Here is a 16,370-nt window from a genome sequence, read left to right as displayed (position 1 = left end):
CACGTCGGCATCCGGCCACCGTCGTCATCGGGACACCTTGGCCATCTGGACCAGTGAACCAGCACCGAACTGGCCCTGCCCGCCGGTCCAGCGCGCTCGTAGCGTCGAGGGCATGACCACCTCGACGGGCGCCGCGGGCGCCGCCACCGCCGTCGCGCCACCCGTGACGCCACCCGGCACGGGCGATCTCGCCGGCGCGTACGCCCGCTGCGCCGCCGCGATGGCGCTCGTCGGCGCGTCGTTCACCGCCTCGGCGGCGCTCTCCGACTACCCCCTGGCGGGCGGGCAGGCCGTCCGCTACGCCGTCGCCGCCCTGTGCCTGCTCGCCGTCATGCGGTGGCGACGGGTCGCGTTCGTGCTGCCCCGCCCGCGCCAGGCCGCCCGCCTGCTGGCGCTCGCGGCCACGGGCCTCACCGGGTTCAGCGCGTGCGTCGTCCTCGCCACCCGGCACGCCGAGCCCTCGCTGGTGGGCGCGGTGGTGGGTGCCACGCCCGTCGTCCTGGCCGCGACGCAGGCCGTCCGCGAGCGGCGCCTCGCCCCTCGGACCCTCGCGGCGGCGGTCGTCGTGACGGCGGGGGTGGCGCTCGTCGAGGGCCTCGGGTCGGCCGACCCGCTCGGGCTGGCGCTCGCCGTGGGGGCGCTCGCGTGCGAGGCGGCGTTCTCGCTGCTCGCCGTGCCGCTGCTGCCGACGCTCGGGCCGCTGCGGGTGTCGGCGTACGCCTGCGTCGCGGCGGTCCCGCAGCTCCTGCTGCTCGGTCTGCTCGCGCCCGGGCCGCTGCTCGCCGTGCCCGACGGCGGCGAGCTCGCGGCCCTGGCCTACCTGTCCGTCGTCGTCACCGCGGTCGCCTTCCTGCTCTGGTACACCGGCCTCGCCCAGGTCGGCCCCGCCCGGGCCGGGCTCTTCGCCGGGCTGATGCCCGTCGCGGCCCTCGCGGCCTCCCTCGCGCTCGGCGTCGAGGCGCCGACGGCGCACGGCGTCGCCGGAGCACTCGTCGTGGCGGCGGGTCTCGTGCTGGGGCTGTCATCCCGACGAGCCGCGCCGACGAGCCGCGCCGACGAACTAGGGTGACGGCGTGAGCAGCGCACCCCTCCCCCGCACCGTCTCCCACACGTTCGACCCCGCGCGATGGCGCGAGGTCGCCGGGTTCGAGGGCCTCACCGACCTCACCTACCACCGCGGCGTGGAGCGCGACGCCGACGGCGCCGTCGTGCGCGACCTGCCCGTGGTGCGCGTCGCGTTCGACCGCCCCGAGGTGCGCAACGCGTTCCGCCCGCACACCGTCGACGAGCTCTACCGCGTGCTCGACCACGCCCGCATGACCTCCGACGTCGGCACCGTGCTGCTCACCGGCAACGGCCCGTCCCCGAAGGACGGCGGCTGGGCGTTCTGCTCCGGCGGCGACCAGCGCATCCGGGGGCGCTCGGGCTACCAGTACACGACCGCCGAGGACGGCGGCGGCGAGGAGCACGGCGCGGACGCCGTCGACCCCGCGCGCGCCGGGCGCCTGCACATCCTCGAGGTGCAGCGACTCATCCGCACCATGCCGAAGGTCGTCGTCGCCGTCGTGGACGGCTGGGCCGCGGGCGGCGGGCACTCGCTGCACGTCGTGGCGGACCTGTCGATCGCCTGCCGCCAGCACGGGCGGTTCAAGCAGACCGACGCGGACGTCGGCTCGTTCGACGGCGGCTACGGCTCCGCGTACCTCGCCCGCCAGGTGGGGCAGAAGCGCGCGCGGGAGATCTTCTTCCTCGCCCGCGAGTACTCGGCGGACGACGCCGAGCGCTGGGGCGGCGTCAACGAGGTGGCCGAGCACGACGACCTCGAGGGCCTGGCGATCGAGTACGCGCGCACCATCGCGGGCAAGTCCCCGCAGGCCGTGCGGATGCTGAAGTTCGCGTTCAACCTCGCCGACGACGGCCTCATGGGCCAGCAGGTCTTCGCCGGCGAGGCCACGCGCCTGGCCTATCTCACCGACGAGGCCGTCGAGGGCCGCGACGCCTTCCTCGAGAAGCGCGACCCCGACTGGTCGCGCTTCCCGTACGCCTTCTGACCCGGCGCTGACCCTCTCACGACGGTTTCTCACCCGGGTGCGGCAGCGGCGACCACGTCCGGACCGCCGCCCCGCGGGTAGCCTCCCGTCATGCCGCCGAGGTTCCGTCGCGCCGAGCCGATGACCACCTTCGAGCTCGTGCCGGACGACGAGCGCGAGGACGGGCCCGGCCATGGCCCGGCCCCGGACGACCCGGAGCCCGGCCCCGCCCGACGACGGCTCGCCGCCCTGCGCGACCGCGCCGTCATCCGCTGGCGCGCCCTGTCCCGCCGCGGCCGCGTGGTCGTCGCGGCCGGCACCGCCGTCGTCGTGCTCGCCGCCGCCACCGCGGTGGTCACCCCCGGCCTGCTGGACGCCCGCGCGGAGCGGCTGCGCGCGGAGGCCGTGCAGGGCCTGCCCGGGGCCGTCGACGACCTGTCCGAGCCACTGACCGAGACGTGGCAGCTCACGAACGGAACCGGCACCCTGGCGACGCTGCGCGGCGGCCTCGTGCTCACGACGGAGGGCACGGCCGTGTCGGCGGTCGACGCCGGCACCGGCCGCGAGGCGTGGCGGCACGACGTCGGGACGTTCCCGACGTGCGGCCCGCAGCGGGGCTACCGGACGGACCCGGTCCCGCCCGCCGACGTCGTCGTCTGCGTCAGCGGCGACCCGGACGACCGCACCGTCACGGTGCTCGACGCCGCCGGCGAGGTCGTCGGCGAGCGCTCGATCGGCCCCGCGCGCATCGACACGTTCGGCGACGGGGGCCCGGCCGGTGCCCCTCTGGTGCTGCCCGCCGCCGCGGGGGCGATCGCGGTGGTCGACGACATCTCGGACGCCACCGCGCCCTGGCCCTCGGACGACCTGCCCGACGCGGACACCCTGCGCGACCTCCGGGCCGACGGCTGGCGGGACCCGACGCTGCGCCTGGAGGACGCGCTCACCGGCGAGGTGCGGGGCGAGGCGACCGTACGCCTCCGGCCCGAGGACCTCGGGGAGTGCGGGATGACGCAGGACGAGGGCACCGACCCCGAGCTAATGACGGAACCCCAGGTCGACGCGTCCCCGTCGATGACCGCGCTCTCCGTGTGCGGCGCCGCCGTCCGCCTCACCCCCACCGGCACCGCGATCGACACGAGCACCGACGGCCGGTGGGCGATGCCGCTCCCCGGCGGGGGCCACGTCGTCCCGGGCGAGGACGAGAGCACCGTGCTCGACGCCGACGGCACGGTCGTGGCCACGGTGCCGGGATGGTCGGTCCCGCCGACGGTGGACGACGCCCCCGGCTCCTCCTACCTCGCGCTGACGGAGGTGGGCGAGAGCCGGTCGGCGGTGCGCCTCGCGTCGTTCGACCCGGACGGCGCGGAGCGGTGGGCCGCGACGGTCGACGACCTGGGCGGGGTGCTCGCGCGGGTCTCGGGCGTCGTCGTCGTGCAGGACGCCGACGGGTTCGTCGGCCTCGACGCGCGGACCGGCGACGAGGTCTGGGCGCGTGACGACCTGCTGCAGGTCTCGGGCTACGGCTCGGGCGACTGGGTCGCGGGGGCGGTCACCGACGGCACCCGCCTGCTGGTCGGCATCGGTGGCGACGGCGAGCACCACAGGCTGGTCGCCCTCGACCTGCGGGACGGCACGACGGCGTGGGAGCGGCGGAAGCAGGCCGGGTTCCTCGAGTGGTTGATGGCGGTCGACGGCCACGCGGTGGCCTTCGACGGCGTCGTGCACGGCCTGGGCTGACGGCGCCGAGAGCCTCCGGTCATGCCTCCGCGGTTCCGTCGCCCCGAGCCGATGACCACCTTCGAGCTCGTGCCGGACGACGAGCGCGAGGACGGTCCCGACGGTGCCCCGCACGTCGGGCCCGAGCAGGGCCGCCGCCTGGCGGACCTGCGCGACCGCGCCCACACCCGCTGGCGCGCCCTGTCCCGCCGGGGCCGCGCGGCCGTCGCGGGCGGCACCGCCGTCGTCGTGGTCGTCGTGGCCGGGGCCGCCGTCGCACCGGGCCTGCTCGACGCCCGCGCCGAGCGGCTCCGCGCCGACGACCGAGATCCCGTGGCACGAGGGCGACGCCGACGCGGACGTCCTGCGCACGCTCCGGGACGCGGGCTGGGCGGACCCGACGATGCGGGTGCTGGACGCCGTCACCGGTGAGGAACGCGCCGAGGTGACCCTCCACCTGTCCGCGGACGACCTCGACAGCTGCGGGTTCTCGGAGGACGGCCCGGGCGGCACGGTCCTCGCGCCCCAGCCCTGGATCGACGCGACGCCGACGTCCACCGTGCTCAGCCTGTGCGGGCTCGCGCGCGCGGTGACGCCCACGGGCGACATCGTCTCCCTCGGTGACGGGGCGAGCACGCTGGCGCCGCTGCCGGGCGGCGGCTACCTCGCCCAGGGCGACGCGAGCGAGGTCCTCGACGCGCGCGGCGCGCGGCTGACGGCCGTCCGTGGCCTGGCGCAGGTCCCCCTCGTGGACACCGAGCCGGCAGGTCCGGTGCTCGCCCTGCGCGGCGGCGACGGGGACGCGCCGGTGCTCGCGGCGGTGGTCGGCGCGGACGGCAGCACCGTCTGGTCGTCCTCGATCGACGAGTACGCGACGGGCGGACGTGATCGGTGACCACGACGGGGGCGGCAGCGCGTACGTCAGCGGGGCCGTGACGGACGGCACGCGCCTCCTGCTCGCGACCACCGGCGCGACGGTGGATGCCGACACCGGCGAGTCCGTGTCCGGCAGCCGGCTCCTCGCCCTCGACCTGCGCGACGGGACCGCTGTGTGGGAGCAGCCCTGCAAGAACGACCTGTGGGGGCTGTTCTCCGCCGGCGGTCGCCTGGTGTCCGCCGGGAGCGTCGTGTCAGGGCTCGGCCGGCCGTAGCCGCGGGCGCACCCTGGCAGGTCAGGACGTCTTCCAGCTCCCGCCGTCCTTCGGGACGAGCTCGATCCACGTGCTGCCGGGGTCGAGCTCGACGGGCTCGCCGTCACGGGTCAGCTCGACCGGGGACTTCTGGTCCTTCTTCGACCACTGCACGGGCACGGTCCTGCCCGCGGACGCCAGCACCCCCTTGCCCTTCCCGATCAGCTCGGTCCGGGGGACGGGGGCGCCGGCCGGGTCCTTGTACTTCGTGTCCACCACGTCGACGGACAGCGCGAGCACGTTGGCGGCCGCGTGCCGCGCCCCGGACGACGAGACCGACTTGTCCGAGCCCTCGCTCCGCAGCCACCGCTTCTCGTCGCCGGACCAGTCCCAGACGCTGCGCTGCGCCGGGCTGAGGGTCACGGCGAGGGTGGAGGTCTTCGACCCGTCGGCCGCCGCGGTGCCGCCGCCCGCCTTGCCCGCGTACCGGAACTGGGCGGGCGGCGGCACGGTGCGCTCGTCGTCGGCCTGGTCGAGGAAGGCCTTCGGGTCCCCGACGACGTTGTGCGGTGCGGCGCGACCCGGGTCGCGGGAGAAGCCCCCGTCGCCGCGGTCCATGATCACCGACTGGGTGCCGGACTCCTCCACCGCCGCGATGAACGGCGGCTGGCCGCCCGAGTAGGCGAGGATGCCACCGAGCGGGGCGACGACGTCGGGGTCCATGGGCCGCACCGAGCGCACGGGCTCGACCGCCTTCGGGATCCGCGAGTGGTACACGGCGACGAATCGCGTGATGCCGCCCTCGACGACCTCCTCCCACACGAGGTCGGCGTCCTCGAGGCCGGTCTGCGGCCGCGCCTCCGGCGCGTTCTCGATCTTCACCGCGAGCGCCGGTCGGGCTGCCACGTCGTCCGACCGCACCCCGGTGAGCGGCCAGGCCGACGGCATCGTGGGCGACGGCGGGGCGCCCTTGTCGGCGGTGCTGCCCGGCGTCACGGTCGGCGTCGGAGACCCGCCGGACGAGCACGCCGCCAGCGCCAGGACGGCGGCGACCGTCAGCGCTGCGGCGCGCCGGGTGCGGGACGGGCGGGGCGTGGCGGTCATGCAGGTCCTCCCGGGGTCACGGGCCGTGCGCGCGGTCACACGCCCTCACCGTAGGCCGGGAATGCCCCGATCCGGCGTCACCGCACCCGCCACGACCCGGTGCCGCGCGGCACGAGCTCGATCCAGAGGTTGCCCGGGTCGAGGCGGACGGGGTCGCCGCCGCGGGTCTTCAGCATCAGCTTCCTGCCCGTCGACTTCTTCGACCAGGTCACGCTGAGCGCCTTGCCGCGGGTGAGGAGCACGCCCTTGCCGCGGCCCACCATCTGCGTCTCGGGCACCGGGGCGCCGCTCGGGTCGCGGTACCTCGTGTTCTTCATGGTCACGGACAGGAGCAGCACGTTCCGGGCCCGCAGCTGGCTCCCGGAGGAGACCGAGGGGGCCGAGCCGTCGAAGCGGGCATAGGTCTTCGTCTTCGACGTCCACCGCCACACGGTGCGCTGCGCCGGGGAGAGCCGGACGTCGGCGACGCGCCCCTTGCGGTCGTTCGTCGCGGCGGTCCCCTGCCCGACCTTGGCGGCGTAGTTGAACTGTGCGGCTGGCGGGGTCGCGCGGCTCTTGGTCGCCTGCTTGGCGAACGCGTTCACCGAGCCGTACACGTTGTGCGGCGCGGCCCGGTCGCCGCTGCGCCGGAAGCCGGGGTCGCCGCCGTCCATCGTCACGGACTGCACCTTGGCTCGGCCGACGGCGCGGATGAACGGCGGCTGCCCGCCCGAGTAGGCGAGGATGCCGCGCATCGGGGCGACGATGGCCGGGTCCATGGGGCGCACGGACCGGACGGGCCCGACGGTGCCGGGCAGCTTGGAGTGGTAGACGGCGACGTACCGGCTGATGCCGCCCTCGACCACCTGCTCCCAGACGATGTCCGCCTGCTGCAGCCCGGACTGCGGACGTGCGGCGGGCGAGTTCTCGATCTTCACCGCGACGGCCGGCCGGGCGGGGACCTTCTTCGTCCCGGTCAGCCTGCCGTTGAGCGGCCAGAGGACGGGCTTCGGCTGGGGCTCGGGCTTCGGCTTCACCGGGTCGGGCGGTGCCGCCTTCGGCACGGAGACGTCCGGCGCGGCGGTGACGGTGGGCGGCGCGGCGGGCTCGCCGACGCCGCAGGCGGCCGTGGCCAGCAGGGCGAGCGCGACGAGCGCGCCGACCGCCCCGGTCCGGCCGCCGCGGGGCGCGCCTGCGGGCTTCGTGGGCATCCTCGGCGTCCTCCTCGACGTGCGTGCGGCCCGGGGGCTCCCGGGCCGGGACCGTGCCACCCTACGGCAGGCCCGTCGCGGCCCGGACGGGCCCCGGACCGGCCCGGACCTACCCTGGTGCGGTGCCCCTCGCGTCCCTGCCCCCGTCCGTCGACGCGCTCCGCGACGCCGTGCGCGCCGCGCTCGACGGCGGCCCCGCCGTCGTCCCGCTGCCCCGCACGACGACGGCCCCCGTGCCGCCGGGCACCGCGCTGGTGGTGCGCACGTCCGGCTCGACGGGGACGCCGCGCGAGGTCGCGCTGCCGGCCGCCGCGCTGCGCGCGTCCGCGGCGGCCACGGACGAGCGACTCGGCGGCCCCGGTCGGTGGGTGCTGACGCTGCCGCCCACGCACGTCGCCGGCCTGCAGGTGGTGGTGCGGTCGGTGCTCGCGGGCACGCCGCTGGCGGCCGCCCACCCGGACGCGCGGTTCACGCCCGACGGCCTGGCCGACCTGCTCGAGCCGGTCCTCGACGCCGGCGACGACCCGGTGTACGTGTCGCTGGTCCCCACCCAGGTGCACCGCCTGCTCGCCGGCGCGCAAGACGGCGCGCCCCGCGGGCTGGCGGCGCTGGCCCGCTGCGCGGCGGTGCTGCTGGGCGGCGCGGCCTCCCCGCCCGCCCTGCTCTCGCGCGCCGCGGAGGCGGGGGTGCGCGTCGTGACGACCTACGGCATGTCCGAGACCGCCGGCGGCTGCGTGTACGACGGCGCGCCCCTGCGCGGCGTCCGGGTCCGCGTCGCCCCTCCCGAGCTGTCAGGGCCACACGCACGTTCCCATGCTCCTGGCCCGGACGACTCTGCGACCCGGGAGTTGTCGGGGCCACGCGGAGGTTCCCCTGGTCCTGGCCATGACAGGTCCGGGAAGGTGGGGGTCGTCGAGCTGGGTGGGCCCACCCTCGCGGCCGGGTACCTGGGCGACGACGCCGCCACGGCCGCGGCGTTCCGCACGGACCCCGACGGGTCGCGCTGGTTCCGCACGTCCGACCTGGGCCGGCTCACCCCCGACGGCACGCTGGAGGTGCTCGGACGGGCGGACGACGTCGTCGTCACCGGCGGGGTGAACGTGGCCCCGGCGCCCGTCGAGGCGCTGGTCGGCGAGCTGCTCGGCGGCGAGGCGTGCGTCGTCGGCGTGCCCGACGCCGAGTGGGGGCAGGCGCTCGTGGCCGTGGTCGCGACCGCGGCGGGGCCGAGCGGGCCGAGCGGGCCACGGATCCTTCCCGTCGACGACGACGCGCTGGCGCGGGTCCGGTCCGCGGTGGCGACTAGGCTGGGTGCGCCGTCCGCGCCCCGCCGCGTGTACGCCGCGGCCGCGCTCCCGCTGCGCGGCCCCGGCAAGGTGGACCGCAGCGGCGTCGTCGCCCTCGTCCGCGAGCACGAGGCGCACGCCTGACCTGCTCGCGCACGCGACGCCCCGGCGCCGCACCGACGGACGGAGAACCATGGCCACGACGAGCGAGTGGATCGCCGGAGCACGCCCCCGCACCCTGCCGGCCGCGGCCGCGCCGGTGCTGATCGGGTCGGGTGCCGCGGCGGACGTCGACGCCTTCGCGTGGCTGCCCGCCGTCCTCGCGCTCGGCGTCGCGCTCGCCCTGCAGGTGGGCGTCAACTACGCCAACGACTACTCGGACGGCGTCCGCGGCACCGACCTGGACCGTGTGGGTCCGCTGCGCCTCACGGCGTCCGGCATCGCCCCGCCCCGCCGCGTCAAGGGCGCAGCGTTCGCGTCGTTCGGCGTCGCCGGGGTGCTCGGGCTGGCGCTGTGCGCCGTCAGCGGGCACTGGTGGCTCCTCGCGGTGGGCGTGCTGTGCGTGCTGGCCGCCTGGTACTACACGGGCGGCAAGCACCCGTACGGCTACGCGGGGCTCGGCGAGGTGGGCGTGTTCGTGTTCTTCGGGCTCGTCGCGACGCTCGGCACCACGTACACCCAGGCGGACACCCTCACCTGGCCGTCCGTGCTCGGCGCCGTCGGCGTCGGCATGATCGCGTGCGGCCTGCTCATGGTGAACAACGTGCGCGACATCCCGACCGACGTCGTCGCGGGCAAGCGGACCCTCGCCGTCCGCCTCGGCGACCACCGCGCCCGGCGCTGGTACGCCGCCTGCGTCCTGCTGCCCGTGGTGCTGGGCATGGTGTGCGCGGCCTGGTCGCCGTGGGCGCTGATCGTCGCGGTGCTGCTGCTGCCCGCCGCGCTGCTCGTCGCCCCGGTGATCGCGGGGGCGCGCGGACCGCTGCTCGTCAAGGTGCTCGCCGGCACCGGGATGTTCGAGCTCGCCTACGGCGTCCTGCTGGCCCTCGGCCTGGCGCTCTGACGCCTGCTCGCTCAACCGGCCGTGGGGTGCTCCCGGTCCACGACGGAGTCCTCGTAGTCGGAGTCGACGTCGTGCTTGTCGGAGCCGTCCTTGCGCCGCTGCTCCTTCTCCGCCAGCCAGCGCGCGGCGGCGTCCCGCGGCCTGCTCAGCGCGAGGTACGAGACGGCGAACGCCACGACGGCGGCGACCAGGACGAGGAGCCAGCTGCGCAGACCGAGCAGGTAGCCGGCGCCGAGGGCGGCGACGAACAGCAGGATCCGCCAGACGGTGTACATGACGAGGGGCACGGTTCCAGGGTAGGCGCGATTCCTGAGCATCCCGACGCCGAACTAGGCTGGAGGCATGTTCGCGCGTGTGATCCTGCCCCTCCTCGTGGTGGGGCTCGCCCTGTACGCCCTCCTCGACCTGTTCGGCTCCGAGGAGGACGAGCGCGGCGGCCTCCCCCGCTGGTTGTGGGCGGTGATCATCGTGCTGCTGCCGATCTTCGGCGCCGTCGCGTGGATCGTCGTCAAGCAGTCAGCGCGCCGGGCGTCCGGCGGCCGCGGGCCGTCGTCCCGCCCCCGGCGGCCCGGCCCCTCCGGCCCGCGCCGCCCGTCCGGCCCCGTGGCGCCCGACGACGACCCCGAGTTCCTGTGGCGCCTGGAGCAGGAGAAGCGCCGCCGCGAGCGCGAGGGCGGCGGCAACGGCGACACCCCCTGAGACACGTGCTGGGCGCTTGTCCGGCGCGCTCGGGTAGGTGCGGGTGGGTCAGGCGCCGCCGGTGCCGTCGGTGTTGAGGCCCGAGTACGAGTGCTTGCCGTTGAAGATGAGGTTCACGCCGGTGAAGTTGAACAGCACGCACAGGTAGCCGACGACCACGAACCAGGCGGCGCGGCGGCCGTCCCAGCCGCGGGTCGTGCGGGCGTGCAGGTACGCCGCGTACACGACCCAGATGACGAAGCTCCAGACCTCCTTGGGGTCCCAGCCCCAGTAGCGGCCCCAGGCGTGCTCGGCCCAGATGGCGCCGCCGATGATGGTGAAGGTCCACAGCACGAAGCCGACGGCGTTGAGGCGGAAGGACAGGGCCTCCAGCGACGTCGGGGTGGGCACGCGGTCGAGCCAGCGGAAGCCGGGGCGCTGCAGGTACGGGGACCCGGAGTCGCGGCTGTCGCGCACGAGCTGCAGCACCGAGGCGACGAACGCGACCGTGAAGATGCCGGTGGCGCTGATCGCGACGCCCACGTGGATGACCAGCCAGTAGTTCTGGAGGGCGGGCTGCACGCCGGTCGCCGCCACGTAGAACACGTTGAGGCCGAGCACCAGGAACAGCACGGACAGCCCGGTGACGAAGGCGCCCAGGAACTTGAAGTCCTTGCGCACGTTCATGCCGAGGAACACGGCGAGGGCCATGAACGACCCCACGAGCGTGAACTCGTACATGTTCGCCCAGGGGGTGCGGCCCGCGGCGAGCCCGCGCAGCACGATGGCCACGAGGAGCATCGCGGTGCCCAGCCAGGTGGTCGACATCGCGATGCCCGCGGCACGACGGCGCCCGGGGGCGGCCGCGCCGTCCCCGGTGCCGGACACCGTGCTCGCAGGTGCGAGCGTGGGCCGGGGCTCGGCCCCCACGGCGACAGGGGTGCGCGCCTCGGCGTGGGCCTCGGCGCGCGCCTCGGTGCGGCGGCCCAGGTCGATCGCGAACGCGACGAGCGCGATCGTGAGCGCCGTGGCGGCGCCCCAGACGAGCAGCACGCTCAGCTCGGCGATCTGCATGGTCAGTCCTCCGTGGCGGTTCTGTGGTTGTCGTCGGGATCGTCGGCGCGGCCCGGCACCGCTGCCAGGGCCTTGTCGACCTCGCGCTGCAGGCCGGCGTCGTCCCCGCGCGCGAGCCCGGCGAGCTCGACGTGCGTGACGGCCCGGCCGTCGTCGTCCGTGGTCTCCCATGATCGCACCCACACGCGGCGGCGCGGCGTGAACAGCGAGACCGCGAGGCCGGCGAGGGCCAGCAGGGAGAAGGTCAGCACCCAGGCGAGGGACGGGTCGTAGCGCAGGTCGAGGGCGACGTAGCGGGGCACGTCCTCCCCCAGGGTGACGGTGCCGAGGCCGTCGGGCAGCTCGACCGTCTCCCCCGGCTTCACGAGCAGCTTGATCGTCTCGCCCTCGTCGTCCACCGACGGCGTGAGGGACGCGGTGTCGAGGCGGTACACGTTCTGCGGCACGCCGTCGTCCAGGCCCAGGTCGCCGCGGTACACCTCGAGCACCAGGAGCGGGTTCTGCGGCTGCGGGAAGACGGAGCGGGCCGACCCGTCCTGGTCGACGACGGCGGTGGGCAGGAAGTAGCCGACCAGGCCGATCTGTTCCTGGCCCTCCGACACGTCCGGCACCTTCACGACGCCGCGTGACGTGTACATGGTGTCCTCGGGCAGGAACGGGACGCGGCCGGAGAACGCCATCTCGCCGGCGCCGTCCTCGACGGTGATCTCCGGGGCGAAGCCGTTGCCCTGCAGGTAGATCTTGGCGCCGTCCACCGTCAGCGGGGAGTTGACCTTGATCTGGTCGGAGTGCTGGCCGCCGTCCGGCTCGGTGACCGTCACGTGGGCGGTGAAGTCTCGCGCCTGCGCGAACGCCACGGTGTCGGAGGCGAACTCGGAGTCGAACGAGTCGAGCGTCATCGAGAACGGCGACAGCGACGCCGCCCGGAACCAGGCGCCCTTGTCGAAGGTGTCGTAGTCCACGACGGCGTTCGCGAAACCGCGGCCCTCCGTGACGATCGCCTGGCCGCGGTAGTGCATCAGCTGGCCGAGGGCGACCGACACCAGGAGGCCCAGCAGGGCGAGGTGGAACACGAGGTTGCCGGTCTCGCGCAGGTAGCCACGCTCCGCCGCCACCGTGCGGGTGGCCGGGCGGCCGAGCCGCGGCTCCTCCGACCCGACGTCGACGCGGAACGTGGGCAGGCGGCGCAGCGGGCCGCGCAGGTGGCCGGCCACGGCCTCGACGACCTCGTCGGGCGACGCCGTCGTGCTGGTCTCGGCCGTGGCCGGGAAGCGGCCGAACCTCACCGGCGTCCGGGGCGGCCGGTTCCGCAGGTTGCGTGCGTGCGCGAGCGTGCGCGGCACGATGCAGCCCACGAGGGAGACGAACAGCAGGATGTAGATGGCCGAGAACCAGACCGAGCTGTAGACCTCGAAGAAGCCGAACCGGTCCAGCCACTCCCCCAGCGTGGGGTGGTCGCCGAGGTACTCCAGCACCGCGGCGGCGTCCTGGCCGCGCTGCGGCAGCACCGAGCCGGGGACGGCCGCGACGGCGAGCAGCATGAGCAGCATGAGCGCCACGCGCATGCTCGTGAGCTGGCGCCACGTCCAGCGCAGCATGCCGCGCCAGCCCAGCGAGGGCAGGGTCGGGCCGGCGGGCTTGGCCGGCCCCTCGGCGGGGGACGAGGGCCCGGCGTCGGCGCGGCCCTCGACGAACGCGTCGTTGATGCCCTCCGGTCGGTACGTCGCCTTCTCGCTCATCACACCACCGTCACGAATCCGCCGATCCAGCCCTGGAGCTGGCTGGTCCACGTGGACCACAGCCCCGTGACCAGCGCCAGGCCGACCAGCACCAGCAGGGCGCCGCCCGCGCGCTGGATGCCCAGGCGGTGCCGACGCAGGAAACCGAGCATGCGCTGCGAGGACTGCAGCCCGAGCGCCACGAGCAGGAACGGCACGCCCAGCCCGACGCAGTACGCGACGCCGAGCACCAGGCCGCGGCCGGCCGACGCCTGGTCGAGCGCCAGCGTCTGCACGGCCGCGAGCGTCGGGCCGATGCAGGGGGTCCAGCCGAGGCCGAACACGACGCCCAGCAGCGGCGCGCCCCACAGGCCCGCCCGGGGGCTCAGGTGCATGCGCCGCTCGCGCTGCAGGAACGGCACGGCGCCGAGGAAGGCGAGGCCCATGAGGATCACGACGACCCCGAGGACCCGCATGATCGTGCCCTCCCACTGCACCAGGTAGGAGCCGATCGCCCCCGCCGCGGCCATGAACGCCACGAACACCGCGGTGAAGCCGAGGACGAAGAGGGCCACGCCGGCGACGACGCGGCGCCGGGCCGGGTCCTGGGGCACCCCGGGCCGCCGCTTCGCGCCCGTGCCGGCCGACGCGGCGGCCATGCCGCTGACGTACCCGACGTAGCCGGGCACCAGCGGCAGCACGCACGGCGAGGCGAACGACACGAGGCCGGCGATCAGCGCCACGGGCAGCGCCAGCAGCATCGAGCCGCTGAACACCGTGGTCGCGAACGTCTCGCCCATCAGGCGCCCTTCGCGCCGTCGCCCGAGCCGCCGCCCGACTCGGCGAGCACCTCGTCGACGATCGCGTCGAGCGTCGACGCCTCGGCCTGGCCGATGACGCGGGCCGCGACGCGGCCCTCGGCGTCGAGCACGACGGTCGACGGCACGGCCTGCAGCGGCACGACGCCGGACAGCCTCGCCACGACCTGGCCGCTACGGTCCTCGATCGACGGGTAGGGCACGTCGAAGGTGCGCTGGAACGAGGTGGCGGCGCCGGCCTCGTCCTCCGTGTTGATGCCGAGCACCCGCACGCCGTCTGCCTCGCGCTCGTCGGCCAGGGCCACGAGGTCGGGGGCCTCGGCGCGGCACGGCGCGCACCCGGCGTACCAGGTGTTGACCACGACGACGTCGCCGAGCCAGTCGGCGGTGCTCACCTCGTCGCCCTCGAACGACGTGCCCTCGACGGTCACGGGGTCGTCCCGGTCGCCCGCGTCCCACTGCTTCACGGAGCCGTCGCCGGAGACGAAGCCCTGCCCGACGACGTCGCCGGCGCCCGAGTCCTGCGCACCGCACGCGGCGAGCAGGCCGAGGCCGAGGACGGCGCCGACGGCGGCGGAGGCGCGCCGGAGCGCGCGCGGACGAGCGGTGCGCATCATGCCCCCGGCACGGGGTCGGCGCCGGCGAGCAGGTCGGCGGCGGGCTCGGTGTAGTGCAGGCCCACGAACGTCTCGCCGTCGAACGTCAGCGACGTCATCGACGCGAGGGCGCACTGCCGGCGGCGCGGGTCGTGCGCCAGGGAGCCGCCCTCGTACGACCGGCGCGTGACCCACACGGGCAGCTGGTGGCTGACCAGCACGACCTCGTGGCCCTCGTGGGCGCGCCGCGCGTCGTCCACGGCGGCACGCATCCGGGTCACCTGGTCCGCGTACGGCTCGCCCCACGACGGGCGCAGCGGGTTCCACAGGTAGCGCCAGTACTTCGGGTTGGCGAGCTGCCCCGGGTTCTTCCCGATCGTCGTGCCCTCGAAGTGGTTCCCCGCCTCGACGAGCCGGTGGTCGGTGGCGAGCGTCAGGCCGAAGGCCTCGGACGTCGGCGTCGCGGTCTCCTGCGCGCGCTGCAGCGGGGAGGCGACGACGGCGACGACGTCGCGGCCCGCGCCGGACAGGTGCTGCGCCACGCGGCGCGCCATCGCCTGGCCGCGGTCGGACAGGCGGTAGCCGGGGATGCGCCCGTAGAGGACGCCGTCCGGGTTGTGGACCTCGCCGTGCCGTACGAGATGGACGGTGGTGGTGGCCATGGGTCCCAGTGTCCCAGAACTCCGGGGTACCCAGGTCCCGTCCAGCCAAGCGTGACGGCGCTCACGTCAGGGGGCCGCCGGCCCCCTGGCCGCGTCCGCCACCTTCGCCATCGCGCGGCCCAGGGTCGCGAACTCCTCGGGGGTGAGGGTGTCCACCAGCAGGCGACGGACGGCGGTGACGTGGCCCGGTGCGGCATCGACGAGCGCCGCGTACCCGGCGTCGGTCATGACGCAGTTCACCCCGCGCCGGTCGCCGGGCACCGGCGTGCGGACCACCAGCCCGCGCTTCTCCATCCGGTCGACGGTGTGCGTGAGGCGGCTGCGCGACAGCGCGAGGAACTCCGCGAGCGCCGACATCCGCAGCGTCCTGTCCGGCGCCTCGGAGAGCTGCACCAGCAGGTGGTACTCGCCGAGCGTGACGGGCAGCCCCTCGTCGTGCGCGTCCCCGAGCGCCTCGAAGAAGCGGGAGGTCCCCTCGAGGAACCTCCGCCACGCCCACTGCTGCTCCTCGTCGAGCCAGCGCACGTCCGCGCGGCCGTCGTCGTCGCGCTCCCGCGCCCTCGTCGCACCCACGGGAATAGGTTACGAGAGCGCCGCGTTCCACCCCCCGTGACGATAGTTGATTCATCAACTATCTTGGTGAACGTCAGCACGACCCAACCCGAGGGAGACACCATGACCGCGCTGCCCGCAGGCCTGACCGCCGGTACCTACGCCATCGACACCGCCCACTCGACCGCCTCGTTCTCCGTGCGCCACGCCGGGATCGCCAAGGTGCGCGGCACGATCGCCATCACGTCCGGCGCGATCACCGTGGGCGACGACCTCGAGTCGTCGGCCGTCTCCGCCGAGCTCGACGCCGCGTCGGTCAACACGGGCGACGAGAACCGCGACGGCCACCTGAAGAGCGCCGACTTCTGGCACGCCGAGGAGAAGCCGGTCTGGTCCTTCGCGTCCAAGGGCATCTCCACCGACGGTGACGACTACACGATCACCGGCGACCTCACGATCAACGGCGTCACCAACTCGGTCGAGCTGCCGACCGAGTTCACCGGCACCGCCACCGACCCGTTCGGCAACCCGCGCGCGGGCTTCGAGTCCGAGATCGAGATCTCGCGCAAGGACTACGGCCTGACCTGGAACGCCGCGCTCGAGACCGGCGGCGTCCTCGTCGGCGACAAGGTCAAGATCGCCCTCGACGTCTCGGCCATCAAGCAGAACTGAGCCTTTGCCGAGGTAGTACGACAAGCGCCGAGGTAGTTCCGGTCCTGGTGAGGTAGTCCGCTACCTCACCGGATCTCGAAC

The 16,370-nt window shown here is 75.1% G+C and carries 19 protein-coding genes; 10 read left to right on the top strand and 9 right to left on the bottom strand.

Annotation, left to right across the window (positions count from 1 at the left end):
• Positions 1-112 precede the first annotated feature (112 nt).
• From ACFQ8T_RS17535 to ACFQ8T_RS17510, 6 genes are all read left to right on the top strand, one after another.
• A complete protein-coding gene (locus tag ACFQ8T_RS17535) occupies positions 113-1,069 on the top strand; it encodes a DMT family transporter (protein WP_430547763.1) in 957 nt (318 codons plus the stop codon).
• 4 nt (positions 1,070-1,073) lie between these two features.
• Positions 1,074-2,051 carry a 1,4-dihydroxy-2-naphthoyl-CoA synthase gene (locus tag ACFQ8T_RS17530; protein ID WP_430547762.1) on the top strand — a complete coding sequence of 326 codons (978 nt, stop codon included), beginning with the start codon at positions 1,074-1,076 and terminating at the stop codon, positions 2,049-2,051.
• Positions 2,052-2,141: 90 nt separating this feature from the next.
• Entirely contained in the window at positions 2,142-3,770 is a 1,629-nt protein-coding gene (locus tag ACFQ8T_RS17525; RefSeq protein ID WP_430547761.1) for a PQQ-binding-like beta-propeller repeat protein, read from the top strand.
• A gap of 21 nt (positions 3,771-3,791) precedes the next feature.
• Complete coding sequence (locus ACFQ8T_RS17520; protein WP_430547760.1) at positions 3,792-4,181, top strand: hypothetical protein; 390 nt, start codon at positions 3,792-3,794, stop codon at positions 4,179-4,181.
• Positions 4,153-4,644: a hypothetical protein gene (locus ACFQ8T_RS17515; protein WP_430547759.1), complete on the top strand. Its 492-nt coding sequence runs from the start codon at positions 4,153-4,155 to the stop codon at positions 4,642-4,644. The genes ACFQ8T_RS17520 and ACFQ8T_RS17515 overlap by 29 nt, the downstream gene beginning before the upstream one ends.
• Positions 4,634-4,900, top strand: a complete 267-nt coding sequence (locus tag ACFQ8T_RS17510) for a hypothetical protein (protein WP_430547758.1) — start codon at positions 4,634-4,636, stop codon at positions 4,898-4,900. The genes ACFQ8T_RS17515 and ACFQ8T_RS17510 overlap by 11 nt, the downstream gene beginning before the upstream one ends.
• Positions 4,901-4,921: 21 nt before the next feature.
• On the opposite strand, the gene ACFQ8T_RS17505 is transcribed toward ACFQ8T_RS17510, so the two are convergent.
• Together ACFQ8T_RS17505 and ACFQ8T_RS17500 are read right to left on the bottom strand one after the other, a co-directional pair.
• Complete coding sequence (locus ACFQ8T_RS17505) at positions 4,922-5,983, bottom strand: DUF3048 domain-containing protein (RefSeq protein ID WP_430547757.1); 1,062 nt, start codon at positions 5,981-5,983, stop codon at positions 4,922-4,924.
• Positions 5,984-6,060: 77 nt separating this feature from the next.
• A complete protein-coding gene (locus tag ACFQ8T_RS17500) occupies positions 6,061-7,173 on the bottom strand; it encodes a DUF3048 domain-containing protein (protein ID WP_430547756.1) in 1,113 nt (370 codons plus the stop codon).
• A gap of 122 nt (positions 7,174-7,295) precedes the next feature.
• On the opposite strand from ACFQ8T_RS17500, the gene ACFQ8T_RS17495 reads away from it, so the two are divergent.
• Positions 7,296-8,600, top strand: a complete 1,305-nt coding sequence (locus ACFQ8T_RS17495; protein ID WP_430547755.1) for an AMP-binding protein — start codon at positions 7,296-7,298, stop codon at positions 8,598-8,600.
• A 49-nt stretch (positions 8,601-8,649) separates the two neighbouring features.
• Positions 8,650-9,519, top strand: coding sequence for a 1,4-dihydroxy-2-naphthoate polyprenyltransferase (locus ACFQ8T_RS17490; RefSeq protein ID WP_430547754.1), 870 nt, complete (start codon positions 8,650-8,652; stop codon positions 9,517-9,519).
• A gap of 11 nt (positions 9,520-9,530) precedes the next feature.
• On the opposite strand, the gene ACFQ8T_RS17485 is transcribed toward ACFQ8T_RS17490, so the two are convergent.
• Positions 9,531-9,806 (bottom strand): DUF4229 domain-containing protein, encoded by a 276-nt coding sequence (locus ACFQ8T_RS17485; protein ID WP_430547753.1) that lies wholly within the window; start codon positions 9,804-9,806, stop codon positions 9,531-9,533.
• A gap of 55 nt (positions 9,807-9,861) precedes the next feature.
• On the opposite strand from ACFQ8T_RS17485, the gene ACFQ8T_RS17480 reads away from it, so the two are divergent.
• On the top strand, positions 9,862-10,218 hold the full coding sequence (locus tag ACFQ8T_RS17480; protein WP_430547752.1) for a PLD nuclease N-terminal domain-containing protein: 357 nt from the start codon (positions 9,862-9,864) through the stop codon (positions 10,216-10,218).
• Between the two features lie 48 nt (positions 10,219-10,266).
• Here the strand turns inward: ACFQ8T_RS17480 and ccsB are convergent, their stop codons facing one another.
• The 6 genes from ccsB to ACFQ8T_RS17450 form a co-directional block, all read right to left on the bottom strand.
• Positions 10,267-11,271 carry a c-type cytochrome biogenesis protein CcsB gene (gene ccsB, locus ACFQ8T_RS17475; RefSeq protein WP_430547751.1) on the bottom strand — a complete coding sequence of 335 codons (1,005 nt, stop codon included), beginning with the start codon at positions 11,269-11,271 and terminating at the stop codon, positions 10,267-10,269.
• Positions 11,272-11,273: 2 nt separating this feature from the next.
• Positions 11,274-13,010, bottom strand: a complete 1,737-nt coding sequence (locus ACFQ8T_RS17470) for a cytochrome c biogenesis protein ResB (protein WP_430547750.1) — start codon at positions 13,008-13,010, stop codon at positions 11,274-11,276.
• Positions 13,010-13,789 carry a cytochrome c biogenesis CcdA family protein gene (locus ACFQ8T_RS17465; protein WP_430547749.1) on the bottom strand — a complete coding sequence of 260 codons (780 nt, stop codon included), beginning with the start codon at positions 13,787-13,789 and terminating at the stop codon, positions 13,010-13,012. The genes ACFQ8T_RS17470 and ACFQ8T_RS17465 overlap by 1 nt, the downstream gene beginning before the upstream one ends.
• Positions 13,789-14,421, bottom strand: coding sequence for a TlpA family protein disulfide reductase (locus ACFQ8T_RS17460; protein WP_430547748.1), 633 nt, complete (start codon positions 14,419-14,421; stop codon positions 13,789-13,791). Before ACFQ8T_RS17460 ends, ACFQ8T_RS17465 begins: the two co-directional genes overlap by 1 nt.
• Positions 14,421-15,065, bottom strand: a complete 645-nt coding sequence (locus ACFQ8T_RS17455) for a histidine phosphatase family protein (protein ID WP_430547747.1) — start codon at positions 15,063-15,065, stop codon at positions 14,421-14,423. The genes ACFQ8T_RS17460 and ACFQ8T_RS17455 overlap by 1 nt, the downstream gene beginning before the upstream one ends.
• A 66-nt stretch (positions 15,066-15,131) precedes the next feature.
• A complete protein-coding gene (locus ACFQ8T_RS17450; protein ID WP_430547746.1) occupies positions 15,132-15,638 on the bottom strand; it encodes a MarR family winged helix-turn-helix transcriptional regulator in 507 nt (168 codons plus the stop codon).
• 102 nt (positions 15,639-15,740) lie between these two features.
• On the opposite strand from ACFQ8T_RS17450, the gene ACFQ8T_RS17445 reads away from it, so the two are divergent.
• Positions 15,741-16,289, top strand: a complete 549-nt coding sequence (locus tag ACFQ8T_RS17445) for a YceI family protein (RefSeq protein ID WP_430547745.1) — start codon at positions 15,741-15,743, stop codon at positions 16,287-16,289.
• Positions 16,290-16,370 lie beyond the last annotated feature (81 nt).

Source organism: Isoptericola sp. NPDC056618 (assembly GCF_042792715.1).
Lineage (GTDB): Bacteria > Actinomycetota > Actinomycetes > Actinomycetales > Cellulomonadaceae > Isoptericola > Isoptericola nanjingensis.
Note: the sequence above shows the minus strand (reverse complement) of the source record. Positions and strands in the feature narration are given on the sequence as shown.